This is a genomic window from Pedobacter petrophilus (assembly GCF_009674725.1).
GTDB lineage: Bacteria > Bacteroidota > Bacteroidia > Sphingobacteriales > Sphingobacteriaceae > Pedobacter > Pedobacter petrophilus.
Genome location: NZ_WKKH01000019.1, coordinates 1 through 15,520 on the forward strand (window position 1 = coordinate 1; position 15,520 = coordinate 15,520).

Sequence of the window (15,520 nt, forward strand, 5' to 3'; positions counted from 1 at the left end):
TGCTGGATCTTTTATGCTGAACAAAATTATATCCTGTCAGCAATTCTCAAAACCTATTTATACAAACTTACGATGACGAACAATTATAGAATAACATTATGGCTAAGAAAAAAGACGACGAGAAGAAAAATCATGTTCAGGTAGTTACCGAAAAATCACTGCAGTTTTTAGAAGAATACATTAATAACCCCGCTCCTACCGGTTACGAATGGGAAGGACAAAAACTCTGGTTAAATTATCTAAAGCCATATATCGACGAACATTTTGTAGATAATTATGGAACAGCAGTTGGCGTAATCAATCCGAAAGCCCCATACAAGGTTGTGATTGAAGCCCATGCCGACGAAATTTCCTGGTATGTAAATTACATCACCAGTGATGGATTAATTTATGTCATCCGCAATGGTGGTTCTGATCATCAGATTGCTCCATCAAAAAGAGTAAACATCCATACGGAAAAAGGTTTGGTGAAAGCCGTTTTCGGCTGGCCGGCGATTCATACCCGTCATGGCGAAAAAGAACAGGCACCAGAGTTAAAAAACATCTTTTTAGACTGCGGCTGTACGACCAAAGAAGAAGTAGAAAAATTGGGCATTCACGTAGGCTGCGTAATTACTTACGAAGATGAATTTATGATTTTGAACGATCGTTACTACGTTGGGCGTGCACTGGATAACCGTGTAGGTGGTTTCATGATCGCAGAAGTGGCACGTTTACTAAAAGAAAACAAGAAAAAATTACCATTCGGGTTATACATTGTTAACTCGGTACAAGAGGAAATTGGTTTGCGCGGGGCGGAAATGATTGCACAACGCATTAAACCAAATGTGGCCATCATAACAGATGTTACACACGATACCACCACCCCGATGATTAATAAAAACATTCAGGGTGATTTATCAGCAGGAAAAGGTCCGGTGGTTTCTTATGCTCCGGCGGTACAAACCAATTTAAATAAATTATTAATCAGAACTGCTGAGCAAAATGAAATTCCTTTCCAGCGTCAGGCTTCCTCTCGTTCTACGGGAACGGATACTGATGCCTTTGCTTATTCAAACGGAGGTGTTCCATCAGCATTGATTTCTTTGCCGTTGCGCTACATGCACACCACTGTAGAAATGGTACACAAAGAAGATGTTGACAATGTAATCAGCTTAATTTACCAGAGCTTGTTAAACATTGAAGATGGACAGGACTTTAGAGAATTTAAATAATGGATAGCAAAATTTCGCACCAGAAGATAGCCATCAGAACCTTCTTAAAGGTTTTGTTAATGATTGCAGTTATTTTCATCATTAATTCGTGGCCAAGCATAAAGCAAAGCCTGGATGGAAAAACGCCGCCATTTGAATATTGGCTCGACCATAGTTTTAAAATGAGTAATATTCTATTGATTATTGGCTTTGGTGCCTATTTCTATTATAAAGATTTAACGGATCAAAAAGCGCTCATCGCGCAGCAAAGCGAAATCGAAAAACCATAATTACAGGGCTTAAAGTTAATTCTTTAAGCCCTGTTGTTTTTAACAGATTTTTTAGCTGAACTCAAACTTTACAATCAGCCTACAGCAATCTAAATCAATTATCAATGCTAATTGTTATCAAAGGCAAATGAAAAAAATTGTATTAATCCGCCATGGTCAAAGCATTTATAACCTGGAGAACCGTTTCACCGGGTGGACAGATGTAGACCTTTCTGAAAATGGCTATCAAGAGGCTAAAAAAGCCGCAGCTATATTAAAGAAACACGATTATAATTTCGATATCGCTTTCACCTCAGTTTTGAAACGGGCCATTAAAACCCTTCACATAATTTTAGAAGATCTAGATCACCTCTGGATTCCTGAACATAAAACCTGGCACCTGAACGAGCGTTTCTATGGCGCATTACAAGGATTAAACAAAGAAGAAACCGCTAAGAAATATGGGGACGAGCAAGTACACAAATGGCGCCGTGATCCTGATGAAGAACCGCCTCAATTAACAAAAGAGGATGAACGCTACCCTGGAAACGATTTACGCTACCAGAATTTAACACCGGAACAACTACCATTGAGCGAAAATCTGGCCGATACCATTGCAAGGGTTCTCCCCTATTGGAATGAATCGATTGTGCCGGCAATTAGTAAAAATGAAAAAGTAATCATCGCCGCACACGGAAATAGCTTAAGGGCTTTGATTAAATACCTTGATCAGTTATCGAACGAGGAGGTTACCGCAGTGGAAATTCCAACCGGAATCCCCCTGGTTTATGAATTAGATGATGATTTAAAAAAAATCAGGCACTATTATCTGGAATAATATATTTTACTGATCAATGCTAAACAGCTACAGCCTGTTTATAATAGTTTTGAGCAGACACTATTTCCCTGGCCCTTACTACATCGCCGATTACAATAATCGCCGGGTGTGCAAGGCCTGCCCTAATGGCTGTTTCCTGAAGATCTTTAATCTCGCATGTTACTTGTTTTTGCTTTGGCAGGCTTGCATGCTGGATGATTGCCACAGGCGTAGCGCCTAAACCTGCTTGTTTATATACTGTTGATATTTCAGCGAGCTTTTTCATTCCCATATAAATTACAACAGTAGCAGAACTACTCATTGCGCATTTTAAATCTTTTGATAAACTACCATCTTTTTTCGTACCCGTTATTGCCCAAACGCTTTCGCTAATGCCACGATGTGTAAGTGGCACATCTACAAAACCTGCTCCTTGCATGCTGCTGATACCGGGAATATAGTGGGATTTAATGCCGTACTTCTCTGCAAAAAGTAATTCTTCAAATCCCCTGCCGAAAATAAACGGATCACCGCCCTTTAAGCGCACCACAACATTATAGGCTAATGCGTATTTCACAATCAAATCATTTATTTCATCCTGAGGGGTGCATCTGGCATAAGGTTTTTTACCTACGTATACCATTATACAATCTTTTGGAGCAATTTCCAACAACTTTTCGTTACTTAAATTATCATATAGGATTACTTCTGCCCTTTTCAGCACATTAAAAGCTTTCATTGTGATTAATTCAGGATCTCCAGGTCCGGCACCCATTATAAATAGTCCAAAATCTTCCATTTTTCAAGGTTAATTTTAATGATTTAATTAATTAATGGTAAATATGATTAAATAATATTAAAAATATAAATAAAATATGATAAAAATCATGTTTATATGAAAATATTGATCAATAAAGCTATATTTGAATATCTTAAATCATATAAAATCTTAGAAAGAATGAATAATTTGATTGATAATATCAATTATTCAATGCAAAAAGGTTTAAAAGAAATAAAAACAAACAAACACAGGGCAAAAAATCATCAAAAATCAAAAAGTCATGAACAAACTGAAGATAATCGTAATTGGAAATGGAATGGTTGGATATAAATTTTGCGAAAAATTGACTTCCAGGTCTGATGCCTTTAAATTAATTGTTTTTGGTGAAGAACCGAGAAGAGCTTATGACCGCGTTCACCTGAGCGAATACTTCAACGGCAAAACGGCAGACGACCTTTCGATGTCTACCGAAAGCTGGTATAAGGAACATGATATTGATCTTTATTTAAATAACCCGGTTATTGGTGTAGACCGCAATTTAAAAACGGTTAGAACATCCAATAGTGAAACTTATGGCTATGACTTTTTAGTTTTCGCAACAGGCTCTGCTGCATTTGTACCTAATATAGAAGGTATAGAAAAGGATGGCGTTTTTGTTTACCGCACCATCGATGACCTTGATCTGATTTCAGATTATTCAAAAAAGGCTAAGACAGCCACTGTAATTGGAGGAGGTTTATTAGGCCTTGAGGCAGCTAAAGCTTTGATAGATTTAGGAATTGCAGAAACCAGTATTGTAGAGTTTGCACCAAGACTGATGCCGAGACAAATCGATTTGGCAGGCAGCGAAATGCTCAAATCTATGCTCACCGAGTTAGGTTTGCAAATTCACCTTAATAAAAATACCAGTCGCATTGAAGGCGATAAAAGTATAACAGGTTTGAAATTCACTGATGATTCGGAACTGGCAGCAGATATGCTCGTTATTTCTGCAGGAATAAAGCCAAGAGATGAACTGGCGAGATTTTGTGGAATTGAGGTGGGCACAAGGGGCGGAATTCTAGTTGATGATAAAATGCAAACCAACGATCCTTGCATTTTCGCCATTGGCGAATGTGCTTTGCACGCAGAAATGATTTACGGTCTGATTGCACCGGGCTATGAAATGGCAGAAGTTTTAGCCACTAACCTCTGCGCAGAGGATAAATCATTTAAGGGCTTTGATATGAGCACCAAACTAAAACTCATTGGCATTGATGTAGCCAGTTTTGGAGATCCTTTTATTAATGAGCCAGACTGCCGTACCATCGTTTTTGAGAATAAACATAAAGGCATTTATAAAAGAATTAACATTAGTAATGACGGGCAGTACCTTTTAGGAGGTATTTTAATTGGAGATGCAGCAGCGTACAATATGCTGCTGCAAACCAGTGTAAATAAAATTGCACTGCCAGAAAACCCGGAAGAACTGATTATAGGTAGCCGGGGTGGCGAAACATCAGCCGGAATTACCTCACTACCAAACGAAGCTTTGATTTGTAGCTGCGAAGGGGTAACCAAAGGAGATATTTGCAATGCCGTTGCCGAACAGGGCTGCGAAACCATTGATAGCGTAAAAAAATGTACCAAGGCCGGAACAGGATGTGGTGGTTGTATGCCAATGGTGAAAGATTTAATGCTCCACACCTTAAAGTCGCAGGGAAAGTATGTTCGAAATGTAATCTGCGAACATTTTAGCTACAGCAGACAGGAACTTTACGATTTAATTCATATTCATGAGCTAAAATCTTACGATGAAGTGCTGAATAAATTGGGCCAGTCTGACGGTTGCGAAGTTTGCAAGCCGTTGGTTTCTTCGCTTCTGGCCAGTCTTTGGAATGAAATGATCCTCAAAAAAGGAAATGACACCGCACAAGACAGTAACGATCGCTTCCTGGCAAACATTCAAAAAGGCGGTTCCTATTCAGTGGTACCCCGTATTCCAGGCGGAGAAATTACACCTGATAAATTAATTGTAATTGGTGAGGTAGCAAAAAAATATAATTTATACACTAAAATAACCGGTGGACAGCGAATTGACCTGTTTGGTGCTCACTTAAACGACCTGCCGGTTATCTGGGAAGAATTAATTGCAGCAGGTTTTGAAAGTGGTCATGCTTATGGTAAGGGATTAAGAACGGTAAAAAGTTGTGTTGGAAGCACCTGGTGCCGTTTTGGTTTACATGACAGTGTAAGTTTCGCCATTAGAATTGAAGAGCGATATAGAGGAATCAGGGCACCACATAAGTTTAAATCTGCGGTAAGTGGTTGTATCAGGGAATGTGCAGAGGCTCAAAGTAAAGATTTCGGAATTATTGCCACAGAAAAAGGCTGGAACCTTTATGTATGTGGTAACGGCGGAAGCAAACCACAGCACGCACAGCTGCTGGCAGCAGATGTAGACAGCGACACTTGCATTAAATATATCGATCGGTTCTTAATGTTCTACATCCGTACCGGAGACCCACTAACCAGAACAGCAACCTGGCTAAATAAAATGGATGGCGGCATGGAATATCTTCGCAATGTGATCATTAACGATAGCCTTGGAATGGCAGAGAAATGGGAAAATGAAATAGAAAGCTTAATTGCAAGTTATAAATGTGAGTGGAAAGAAGCGGTAGAGAATCCAGCAATCAGAAAAAGATTTTCACACTTCGTAAATGCACCAGAAGAGAAAGATCCAACAATTGAATTTGTAGATATGAGAGGTCAGAAAAAGACCCCGGAATGGAAAACAGTCTAACCAAATATAACCAATTCACAAAGTTTAAACTTTAACTAAAGCTGATGATGAGAAAAACTGATTAATAAAGGCAATGCAGCCAGCGGGATTGAATTAAATTCAGCGAAGCATTCGCAAAAGTCAAACAATGAGCAATAAGCAGCTCGCCCATCCCTAACCAGGATGGGCGGATTTAAAAACCGAACAAACAAGTAAACCCCACTCAAACCAAACTTAAATTATGAAAAGAAGAAATAATCTCGCGCTTTTAGCCTGCTTTGCGCTGGCTTTACTTTCTTTTGAAACAAAGGCACAAACTAAAATTGCATTGTTCGATGGAACAATTGTGGGCGGCTATGTTGATCATGGAGGATATATCAACTGTATCGGCCCATCGATCAAATACTTAAAGAAGCCATTTTCAATAAGCGCAGGTTTACTCCCATCGTTAAGAATCAAAGAAGATAAAGTAGCGGCCGGAGCTACCAAAAACAGTCTGATCACCCCATCTCTGGGTTTAGGATTAACAGCTGTTTTTAACCACATCGCCCTTCAGCTTCCTTTGTATTATAACGCTAAAACGAGCGCAAAAAATGGTGAATGGAATGTGGGTGTAGGCCTAGGCTATAAACTATAAAACATTAGGACGTGTGTAAGCCACTCGTCCTGATTTACACCGCTCTATTTTACCTGATCAGCAATTTCTATCCATACCGGACAGTGATCACTTGTTTTTTCCCAGCCTCTTACGTGCTTATCTACACCTCCTTTTAGTAACCTGCCATCAAGCTGCGGACTCAACAAAAAATGATCGATCCTTAAACCGGCATCACGACCATATGCATTTCTAAAGTAATCGTAGAAAGTGTACACGGTCTCTGTTGGGTAGAGTTTTCTGATCGCATCTGTCCAGCCTTGATCCACCAGATTTTTAAAAGCTTCCCTAACCTCTGGCTTAAACAAAGCATCATTTACCCAACGTTCTGGTTTGTAAACATCCTTTTCGGTTGGCATTACATTGTAATCGCCCGCCAATACAACAGGCACCTTATATTCCAGCAATTTTGCAGCATGATCCGTTAATCGTTCAAACCAGGCCATTTTATAATCAAATTTTGGTCCGGGCGCTGGGTTCCCATTCGGGAGATACAAGCAGCCGATTACTACATCGTTGATTAACGCTTCTAAATAGCGGCTATGTAAATCTTCAGGATCGCCCGGCAAACCCCGTTTAAGTTCTTTTATTTCGTAACCGCGGGATAGGATAGCTACGCCGTTCCAGCTTTTTTGTCCGTGCCAAATGGCATGATAACCAGCATCTGAAATGGCTTGCTCAGGAAATTTTTCCTGGGGGGCTTTTAACTCCTGAAGGCAAACCACATCAGGTTTAGTTTCTTCAAGCCATTGTAACAGAACAGGTAAACGACCATTAACACCGTTAACATTATAGGTTGCAATTCTCATGATAAATTAAAGTGACTAAAGCAGTTAGTGATAAAAATTTTTCTTTTTGTAAATGTAAATCAAAATTTTGGCCTTATCTTGCAATTTTATTTAACTAGCCCCGTTAATTAATGTCTAACGCTATTTTAAATATTCCAAAAGAGGCATCAAAAAATATCCGGCAATTTTACGATAAATATGCAGGTATGCTTTTAGGCTTTATCCAAGGCACCGTTCCGGATGCTAAAAAGTCTGAGGAGCTGTTGATAAAAATAATAACATCTTTTGTATTGAAAACGAAATTAAATTCTGACAGCAACATTAGCACGTGGATACACCTTAGGCGGCATGCACAACAAATCCTGTCGCAACAGAATTTTAACGATCGTCCGGCATCAATCGTTAACCCGGATCTAAACAATATTCCTTCAGAAGATCACCAAAATGCTTTAACAGCACAAGAAAATATGATTTTCAAAGCAGTTTATTATCAGGGCAGATCAATTGCCTGCGTAGCAGAATCACTTGCCGAAGAGGAAAATAGCATACGCATTCAACTGAAATCATCCATAGATAAAATGAGGAGGTTACGTGAAAATTAAGGAAATAATGGAAAGTGGCATCATGGAAACCTATGTTATGGGGGTCGCCACCGAACAAGAAATTGAACAAGTATCAGTACTTCGAAAACAATTTCCGGAATTTGAGCAGGAACTTAGAAACCTGGAGTATGATATGGAAGTTCTTGCACATCGCATGGCCATACCTCCGCCCCCCGGAGTTTTAGCGAAAATTGAACACGAGGTGCATGAAATTCAACTGAGAGAGCAGAAAGTAAAAAAATATGCTGAACCTGAACCTACCACAAACCACGAGCAGGCTAAGAAAGACCGGTATATTGAGGTAGAATCAGCATCTAGCCATATGCGGATTCATAAAGCATGGCGTTGGGTTTTCGCAGCTGTTTTTGTTTTAGGAAAAATATTTTTAGGTTTTGCTATTTACTTTTATCTGGCAAACAAACAGGCGCAAGAGCAAATTCTGGAGCTTAAAACCGAGATTAGGCAAAATGCACCGTTCCGTTAATTCTGATTTTTTTTAAACTATAGCCTCGTTAAGGCGTTGTTATAAAAAAATTAAAAATGAGCGAAGATTTAAATCCTATTAATCAACCGAAATTATACATGCTTTTACTGGGCTCGAAAGCACCCAGGAGAAATGTAGAACAGCACGACTATTTCTTTGGAATAGCCACATCATTGAAAGAACTTGTTCCAGAAATTAAAGCTTTCTGGCCGGAAGCCGGAGCAAGTATTCATGTTGATGGCTGGAGAGAAGTAAACCAGGTAGATGGTTATGAAATTAAAATCCTCCCAAGGGAAGCCGCAAATGAAGATTCCCTGCATAAATTATTCTTCACAAATTTAGGCGGTTATCAGTCGGGCAAATTAGCCGAACAGCATTATATCGTATTAAGCGTAAAGGACGATCGCGCTTCGGCCATTCAGGAAGCTAAAAAAACAGTCTTTTTCAAAACCAATTCTATAAAAGGTGCAAATGCGCATATTGATGAAAAATACGGCATTGATATCGACGATATTTATCGTGTGGAAGAGATCTTAAGTCCGGTTTTTAAAGAGAAATATCATATCCAGATTTCGCCAGGCAGTGCTTTGCCGGAAGATGAAATTCATTTAGGTTATTTCAAACTCGATAAATTATAATATTCTAAAATCGTTTACGCCTCAGCATTCTCCAAACCATTCTGTAAATAACATGTTATTAGTGATACAACAAAAAACCAATAGTATGAAAAAGTTAATTTATGTAATGGCAATTTCTGCTTCAGCATTAGCATTTCAAGCCTGCAGTGGCGAAAACAAAGATGCTAAAGAAAGCGCAGACAGTTTAAACCAGGCGAAAGACACGACTACAAACGAAGCCGCAACGGGCGGAATCGCCGTTGATGATGCAGATTCTAAATTTGCAACAACCGCAGCTGTAGGCGGAATGGCTGAAGTGGAGTTAGGCAAGTTAGCCCTTCAAAAAAGCAGTAATGCGCAGGTTAAAGAATTTGCAACAATGATGGTTACAGATCATGGCAACGCAAACATGGAGTTAATGACGATTGCAAAAACCAAAAACATCACGCTTCCAACAACTCTTGATGCAGATCACCAGAAAAAATTAGATGATTTAAGTAAAAAATCTGGCGCAGATTTCGACAAAGCATATGTGAGTGATATGATCGACGGACACAAATCTACCTTAAAGTTAATGGAAGATGAATCGAAAAACGCTAAAGATGTTGAATTAAAGGGTTTTGCTACCAAAACTGCACCTATTGTTCAAAGTCATTTAGTTATGATTAATAAAATTAACGATTCGATGAAATAGTTGATCGAACCGCTTCAAACAACAGAAAAAATCCTGGAATTAAGTTCCGGGATTTTTTTTGCTTTGAATTTGTTTAAGTATTTCCATCGAGGCCATTTCACTAAAATCTATGCCTGAATAATCGGGATTGTAACCACCAATATAAGGCACAGCCATCATAGAAATTCGATCATTTGCTTCTTCAGAATCATCTAAAACCTGAAAGGAATCATTAATTTTAATTCCGGGAACGCGTAAAAAATACTCTCCTTGCTTATCCTTTTCCACCAGTTTGTTTCCATCCTCAACTTCTTTCTTGCCTTTTGCCTTGGATTTAAAATTTAACGTAGCCGGGCTAATGGTTCCGCCTTCCACTAAACCTTTAAAAGGAAAATCTTCATACGATAAATGTGGCTGGCCAATGCAGTTAACAAACGTTTTGTATACAACAGAAATTTCTTCACCATGCTCATTTGTATAGGTGTATTTTGCACCGCCTTTCTCTTCAGGATCTACCACACCATTTTCGCCAACAGAAACTATTTCGAGTACGCCGGCATCATGTAAGGCCATTAAATCCCTACAAGAACTTTGTGGTACAAACGCAATCACAATAGAAATAAGCGGCATCAACGCTTTTTGTAGGCGCTGCATATCTTCTGCACATAGATATTTAGCGGGGTAATTCATTGCGAAACTCAAAACGGCTAATGCCTCTTTCCAATAAATAGATTCTTCGCGATTAATCGACTTCTCGGCTTCTTCATATTCTTTTTTAAATAAATCGAATGCCGGAACATTTTCCCGGTAAGACATCATGGCATCCACAAAGTCTTCCAAATCCAGGTCCTTTATTTTTTTATAAAATGCAGGATCTTTTTTCTTAAACTGATCTTTAAAGTTTTTCTCAAATACATAATCGAGCGAGATGAAACCACCGTTATCTTTAATATATTTCTGAATTTGAGCCTTACTTAACGTTGCGTCTTTTCCTAAATGAGAATCTTCCAGGTGAAAGCGAATGGCAGGGAGCAAGCCATTTCTGGAATGCATAACAATCTTAAACTGATCATTATCTTTATCAAGAACAAATTTATATTTCCCATCTTTCTCTTCGCGAAAAACACCATTGTTTCTGGCCAGGGTCCTAATCGCATCGATTGCCGTAAGCGAAGAGCCCATTAAAGCGATAGGATGATTAAATTTCTTAGCCAGTTTTTGCGGAGGATATGGAGAATCAAAATAGTTTTTGATTTTGCCTTCATATTTCTTCGGCCAGTTGTGCCCAACACATACAATTACATGATTAAAAACGATAACCTGTTTACCATCAACTACTACACTGACTTCATCGTTTTTTGCATCATCAATGATATCTGTTACCTGCGTATTAAGGTGAATATTGGTGACGATGCCATTATCATCTGCAACTTTTTTAAGTAAATCAAACTGTGCAGACAAGTATTCCCCAAAAAACAGCCTGGGTAAAACTTTATATTCGTTAAAGCTATCTGCGTTGATATTGAATTTAGTTAAGATCGATTTAGGTGCAATTTTAACCCAATCTTCAATAGAATTAAAAATAACCGGAATCTCATTATCCGATACATTTGTAATGTGTTCTTTATTGGCACCTTCTGTGCTATAGGGCATTCCGGATCCAAGCGAATTTTTTCGTTCAAAAATATCGATCTCAAGATTTTCAATCCCGGATTCGACCAGTCTTTTGTACATAAAAAGCCCGCTCGGGCCACCGCCAAGTACGGCTATTTTTTGTTGGTTAGCGCTTTTAGTCATTTAATAATCGATGATCTTTTAATAGGAATTACAACAACGAATACAGGTCGCAGTTCACGTAGAAATCACTGTTTACACAATCTTAAAAAAAGAAAATTGTTTTGCTGAACGTTAAAAATAGCTGCTGCTAACAGGGAATTAACTGACGTGGAAAATAAAAAAATGCACTAATCCAAAACCAATACAACTTAAAGTTGTTTTTAGTTCGATTCATTCATGTTTGAGCGCGTGTTTGGGTTTAGATATAGGGATGGGCTTTAGCCTGTCCCTTTTTTATTTCTAATTGATTGGCAGGGAAAAATAGAAAGCAGAACCCATTTCCCCATCACTTTCTACCCAAATCTTTCCGTTATGGCGTTGAATAATCTCGGCACTGAGATATAATCCAATTCCAAAACCAGATATGGTATGATTACTTTGTACGCGGTAATAACGATCGAAAAGTTTCTTCGCATCTTCACCGGAAATCCCTATGCCCTGATCTTTAACACTCACAATTACCTCATTTCCTTTAATCTCACAATTAATCCGGATATCGCTTCCATTAGATGAATATTTGTGTGCATTGCTTAAAAGATTGGAAATGACATTGCCAATTTTATCTCGATCGGCGTATACAACAACCTCGCAGGATAGCGCAAGAATAATTTCATGAGTGGAAGGAGATATGAAAGTCTCATCTACCGTTTCCTGAAGCAGTTCATCTAACCTGAAAGATGTTTTATCTATCATTAACTTGCCAGATTCTAACCTGGAAACGTTTAAGAATCCGTTGATCATGGCCGTCATTTTTCTGATCTGGATATGGGTTTTTTCTAATGCATTGCTCGAATATTCATCAGCTTCTAACCTGGATTTCCGTTGCAATACCTGTACAAAACCATTTATAGCTGTTAAAGGCGTTTTCAACTCGTGACTCACCATCCCAATGAAATCATTTTTCCGAAGTTCATCAAGTTTACGCTCCGTAATATCCATGAACATTCCGGAGTATTCAGTTACGTTCCCCGCTTCATTTAAAAACACTTTACCAGTAGCCCTGATCCATTTTTCTTCACCAGTTTTTAAGTTATTGATCTGGTATTCGGTATCGCTCGAGGTATGGTGGTTCAATGCATCTTCCATAGCGTTCACAATTAGTTCATGATAATCTTTATGAATTGCTTTAAAAATCTGCTTTAAAGAAATGTCATGCTCATCCTCCAGGCCTAACAACTCGCGAACGAAACCAGATATAGTAACTTTAAATGTTTGAGGTTCTACGCTCCAGGTACCCATTTTTCCAGTTTCGATGGCCTGAAGCAATTTTTCTTCGCTATCGGATAATTTCCTGATGTATTGTACCAGATTATTATGGGCTTGAGCCAACTCTTCGTTTGTGGCAGCAAGTTCTTCGTTTGTTGCGGCGAGTTCCTCATTTGCCACAGCCATTTCTTCATTAATATTTTGCAGTTCTTCCTGATGCGATTTCCTTTCCGTTACATCTGGCCCTACGGTTGCCAATGCAATAAACTCATTCGAGATCGGGTCTTTTATGGAAATACCATTCCACTCTATCCAGAAAGGCTTTTGAGTTTTCTCATTCCAATAACGGATTTCTTGGCGGAAGTTTCCGTACTCAACTAAATTACTCAACGCTTTTCTTGCAAAATCCCTGTCCTGAGGATAGACGCAATCTAATATGGTTCTGTTTGCTACAGAATCCCATCCGAGCTTTTTTAAAGCGATAGGATTTGCATACGTCATCTCGTGATTCAAATTTGCGAGAGAGATAAATTCAGAGCTTGCATCAACCAGCGCAGTTAAGTTTTGCCTTTCAAGCTCTGCTAATTTACGCTCCGTAATGTCTACGCAAGAACTGATATATCCGGCAAAAGTACCATCTGTATTTAAACGTGGCGGACCACTCGCTAAAAGCCAGCGATAATCTCCCTTTTCACTTAATATCCTGAATTCGCCTGCAAAAGCAATCTTGCTTTCCAAAGCCGAAAGATAGATCCCTACAAAACGATCGCGGTCTTCCGGATGAATAAGATCTGCCCAACCAAAAGCAAGAAGATCACTCATTGATCTACCTGTTAAATTCATCCAGGGCTTATTGAAATAAATTGCATTTCCAGTTTCATCACCAACAGCGATATAAATATCAGTGCCTTCGGCCATTGTTCTAAAACGCTCCTCGCTTTCTGAAAGCGCTTTTACACGCTCAGCCACGCGGTCTTCTAATTCGGTATTTAAAATATGTAAACGGTGTTGTGCCTTTTGTAATTCTTTATTAGTTACAGAAAGCGCTTCGTTGGTTGTGGCGAGTTCTTCATTTAAGGCTTGTTCCCTGTCTAATGCGGCCTGCCGTTCTGCAGCAAGCTCCATTGCCTCTCTTTTTAAAACCCTTTCCGTAACATCAATCGCTGTATGCAAAATACAGATTACTTTATCAGATTTATCTTTTACCGCCCGGTATTCAAAATCAAAATAAAAGGTTTGTATTTCTCCGTTAATTTCGAGCTGCGCCGCGGTATCTTTCCCGGAAATTATGAGTCCTTCGTTCCATACCCTTTTAAACATATCTACAAAGGGCTGGCCTTTAAGCTCTGGCAAGGCATCCTCCAAAGATTTTCCAATTACACTTCTATCCTTACCCCAGATGGTAAGCATGGCATCATTAGCCTCTTGGATAATGGCATCTTCAGTTACATGTATTGCTGTGGCAGTATGGGTGAGGTTAAAAACCCCGAGTAATTCCTCGCTACTTAAAAGATATGATGGACGGCTCATTCTACATTTTACGGTGAAAGGTGAAAATTATGTTTTTTTAAGATTTCGTGGAAGAAAATTTTCAAAATAAACAACTCCTATTTTCTCTACAAATATGGTGATGAAACTCAATTATTTTAATATCTCGATTTACAAAACCCACATTTATAGTAAATGTTTGAGTTACTAATTTTTTAGTTATTCACATTATCCACAGGATGTGTAAAATTTTTTCATGGAATGAAACCAAGATTTCACTAAATTGTTTTTCATAAACAAAGCGACAAAAAAGTCCTGTGAGCGGGTGATCCGCGGAGGGCAGGCACACCATAAAAGGCTAACGCCTTGAAAAGTATAGCCACTTATTTTTGATAAGTGGCTATATTTGTTTTGTCAGAAACTGAATAAGTAACAGATTAGGTCTTATTCATTTAGATAGTGACCATCTCGGCTATATCTGGTTTGGTTGTTAGAATTATATCAAATTCTTTGTAAGACTTCCCTAATATTTAAAATGATTTTTTGCACCGTTATTTGAGATATATATTCCTTATTATGCGGAAATATCAACTTTTCCTTTGCCTTAATCTTTTTTAACTAAAGGTATTTTACATCGATTTAGATTCTTTGCAGTAATAGCTAAAGCTTTTACTGATACACGAACGTTTCCGTTCTTCTGTTTCTTAGGGGCATAGATTTATGCTGGTCTTCAGCATGCGCCTGCTCCTCTTCCACACTCAACAAACTGTTGTACTTTTCTAATAAATGAATGTATTTATTCATCCAGAAATATACTGAATTTGAGTCGCCGGCTGGTTTTGCAGTGGCTTCGACAGGGCGTGCTGTCTCGGGATTGCTTTTGGGAAAAACATCAGGAAAAGAAACTGAAAGATCCTGTCCTAATGAATGCCCAATCTGCCAAATGATTTCCTGGTGAAGCCGATCTTGGCCGAACCAATTGTAGATTGTTCTCCTGCTTACATTCAGCTTTCTTGAAAGCTCACTAATTCCCATTCGATTTCGGCGTACTACACGCTCTAAAATCTCACCATGTTTTTCTTTTGTTGTCATCGAGATAATTAATTTTTAAGTTTAAAAATTCAATTAAATCAATATCGGGGACGATTGACGGGACGAAAGTAGAAAAAAGTGCAATATATTGCACAAAACTTGTGCATTTTTTGACATAGATCAACATTTTGAGACCTTTTTAACCGAAAATGCCGTCAAAATAGTAATTAAAGCTGCTTAGCTTGTAATTCAAAAGCTACATCCATAACACTATTTGTCCGGGATTTAATAAGTCTCCGATCAATCCAATACTTC

General features: G+C 38.6%; 15 protein-coding genes. 10 read left to right on the forward strand and 5 right to left on the reverse strand.

Annotated elements, in window-relative coordinates:
• Nucleotides 1-98: 98 nt before the first annotated feature.
• From GJU39_RS12975 to gpmA, 3 genes are all read left to right on the forward strand, one after another.
• Nucleotides 99-1,214 carry a M42 family metallopeptidase gene (locus GJU39_RS12975; protein WP_154281227.1) on the forward strand — a complete coding sequence of 372 codons (1,116 nt, stop codon included), beginning with the start codon at nucleotides 99-101 and terminating at the stop codon, nucleotides 1,212-1,214.
• Nucleotides 1,214-1,483 (forward strand): hypothetical protein, encoded by a 270-nt coding sequence (locus GJU39_RS12980; RefSeq protein ID WP_154281228.1) that lies wholly within the window; start codon nucleotides 1,214-1,216, stop codon nucleotides 1,481-1,483. The genes GJU39_RS12975 and GJU39_RS12980 overlap by 1 nt, the downstream gene beginning before the upstream one ends.
• A 127-nt stretch (nucleotides 1,484-1,610) precedes the next feature.
• Entirely contained in the window at nucleotides 1,611-2,300 is a 690-nt protein-coding gene (gene gpmA / locus GJU39_RS12985; RefSeq protein WP_154281229.1) for a 2,3-diphosphoglycerate-dependent phosphoglycerate mutase, read from the forward strand.
• A 19-nt stretch (nucleotides 2,301-2,319) separates the two neighbouring features.
• On the opposite strand, the gene cobA is transcribed toward gpmA, so the two are convergent.
• Nucleotides 2,320-3,078 (reverse strand): uroporphyrinogen-III C-methyltransferase, encoded by a 759-nt coding sequence (gene cobA, locus GJU39_RS12990; RefSeq protein ID WP_154281230.1) that lies wholly within the window; start codon nucleotides 3,076-3,078, stop codon nucleotides 2,320-2,322.
• A gap of 96 nt (nucleotides 3,079-3,174) precedes the next feature.
• Between cobA and GJU39_RS12995 the strand changes: the two genes are divergently transcribed.
• The 3 genes from GJU39_RS12995 to GJU39_RS13005 all read left to right on the forward strand — a co-directional run bounded on the left by GJU39_RS12995 (nucleotide 3,175) and on the right by GJU39_RS13005 (nucleotide 6,461).
• Nucleotides 3,175-3,390: a hypothetical protein gene (locus GJU39_RS12995; protein ID WP_154281231.1), complete on the forward strand. Its 216-nt coding sequence runs from the start codon at nucleotides 3,175-3,177 to the stop codon at nucleotides 3,388-3,390.
• A complete protein-coding gene (gene nirB / locus GJU39_RS13000; protein WP_154281232.1) occupies nucleotides 3,341-5,845 on the forward strand; it encodes a nitrite reductase large subunit NirB in 2,505 nt (834 codons plus the stop codon). The genes GJU39_RS12995 and nirB overlap by 50 nt, the downstream gene beginning before the upstream one ends.
• A 220-nt stretch (nucleotides 5,846-6,065) precedes the next feature.
• Entirely contained in the window at nucleotides 6,066-6,461 is a 396-nt protein-coding gene (locus tag GJU39_RS13005; protein ID WP_245227871.1) for a hypothetical protein, read from the forward strand.
• Between the two features lie 44 nt (nucleotides 6,462-6,505).
• Here the strand turns inward: GJU39_RS13005 and xth are convergent, their stop codons facing one another.
• Nucleotides 6,506-7,288 carry an exodeoxyribonuclease III gene (xth, locus tag GJU39_RS13010; protein ID WP_154281233.1) on the reverse strand — a complete coding sequence of 261 codons (783 nt, stop codon included), beginning with the start codon at nucleotides 7,286-7,288 and terminating at the stop codon, nucleotides 6,506-6,508.
• 110 nt (nucleotides 7,289-7,398) lie between these two features.
• Here xth and GJU39_RS13015 point away from each other — a divergent pair, with 110 nt between their 5' ends.
• The 4 genes from GJU39_RS13015 to GJU39_RS13030 all read left to right on the forward strand — a co-directional run bounded on the left by GJU39_RS13015 (nucleotide 7,399) and on the right by GJU39_RS13030 (nucleotide 9,664).
• Nucleotides 7,399-7,869, forward strand: a complete 471-nt coding sequence (locus GJU39_RS13015; RefSeq protein ID WP_154281234.1) for a sigma-70 RNA polymerase sigma factor region 4 domain-containing protein — start codon at nucleotides 7,399-7,401, stop codon at nucleotides 7,867-7,869.
• Nucleotides 7,870-7,876: 7 nt separating this feature from the next.
• Complete coding sequence (locus GJU39_RS13020) at nucleotides 7,877-8,353, forward strand: hypothetical protein (protein WP_209437644.1); 477 nt, start codon at nucleotides 7,877-7,879, stop codon at nucleotides 8,351-8,353.
• A gap of 56 nt (nucleotides 8,354-8,409) precedes the next feature.
• Nucleotides 8,410-8,991, forward strand: a complete 582-nt coding sequence (locus GJU39_RS13025; RefSeq protein ID WP_154281236.1) for a DUF1543 domain-containing protein — start codon at nucleotides 8,410-8,412, stop codon at nucleotides 8,989-8,991.
• 85 nt (nucleotides 8,992-9,076) lie between these two features.
• Nucleotides 9,077-9,664, forward strand: coding sequence for a DUF4142 domain-containing protein (locus GJU39_RS13030; RefSeq protein WP_154281237.1), 588 nt, complete (start codon nucleotides 9,077-9,079; stop codon nucleotides 9,662-9,664).
• A 39-nt stretch (nucleotides 9,665-9,703) separates the two neighbouring features.
• Here the strand turns inward: GJU39_RS13030 and GJU39_RS13035 are convergent, their stop codons facing one another.
• From GJU39_RS13035 to GJU39_RS13045, 3 genes are all read right to left on the reverse strand, one after another.
• A complete protein-coding gene (locus GJU39_RS13035) occupies nucleotides 9,704-11,440 on the reverse strand; it encodes an FAD/NAD(P)-binding protein (protein WP_154281238.1) in 1,737 nt (578 codons plus the stop codon).
• Nucleotides 11,441-11,719: 279 nt separating this feature from the next.
• Complete coding sequence (locus GJU39_RS13040; protein WP_154281239.1) at nucleotides 11,720-14,215, reverse strand: PAS domain S-box protein; 2,496 nt, start codon at nucleotides 14,213-14,215, stop codon at nucleotides 11,720-11,722.
• Nucleotides 14,216-14,842: 627 nt separating this feature from the next.
• Nucleotides 14,843-15,265, reverse strand: a complete 423-nt coding sequence (locus GJU39_RS13045; protein ID WP_154281240.1) for a hypothetical protein — start codon at nucleotides 15,263-15,265, stop codon at nucleotides 14,843-14,845.
• Between the last annotated feature and the right edge of the window lie 255 nt (nucleotides 15,266-15,520).